This is a genomic window from Bradyrhizobium sp. (genome assembly GCF_016462955.1).
GTDB lineage: Bacteria > Pseudomonadota > Alphaproteobacteria > Rhizobiales > Xanthobacteraceae > Bradyrhizobium.
Map to the genome: position 1 here is coordinate 1 of NZ_JAEMSD010000653.1, position 704 is coordinate 704.

General features: G+C 64.9%; 1 protein-coding gene. It reads left to right on the top strand.

From position 1 onward, the window contains the following. On the top strand, positions 1–702 hold a 702-nt coding region (locus tag JHD07_RS36290; RefSeq protein ID WP_291630932.1), incomplete at its 5' end, for a porin family protein. Positions 703–704 lie beyond the last annotated feature (2 nt).

Consider the following 704-nt stretch of genomic DNA (forward strand, 5'->3'; position numbering starts at 1 on the left):
TATGCGAAGGCTCCGATGCCGGCGCCCGTCGCCAACTGGACCGGCTTCTACGTGTTCGGCGGTGGCGGCGGTGGCCTCTCCAATGCCGACCAGCAGATTGTCAGCACCGCGACGGGTACCCCGCTGACGATCACGCAGCGTCAGGGCGGCTCCGGTTGGTTCGGTACGGTCGGCGCTGGTTACGACTGGCAGTTCAGCGGCACTTGGGTTGCCGGTGTGTTTGGCGACGCTCAGTTCGGCAGCATCCGCTCCACCATCCAGGACCCGATCTTCGGCATCACCGGTAACCAGAAGCTGGAAACCTCCTGGGCTGCGGGCGTGCGCCTCGGCTGGCTGGTCGCTCCGAACGTTCTCTCCTACGTCAACGGCGGCTACTCCGGCGCCCACTTCGGCCGCACCAACTTCACCACGCTGGGTGGGACCCCGGTCGGCGTTCACCTCGATGGCTACGATCGCCATGGCTGGTTCATCGGCGGCGGCGTCGAGAACAGCCTGAACATCTTCGGCGTCACCTCGCCCGGCTGGTTCATGAAGACCGAGTACCGTTCGGCCTTCTACAACGCCAAGACCCAGACCGAGATCCTCGATGCCGGCAACGTGCCGCTGGTTAACAGCGTCCGCGCCAACAGCTGGAACCAGACGATCTCGACCTCGCTGGTCTACCGCTTCAACTGGACCGGCCCCGTCGTCGCGAAGTACTGATC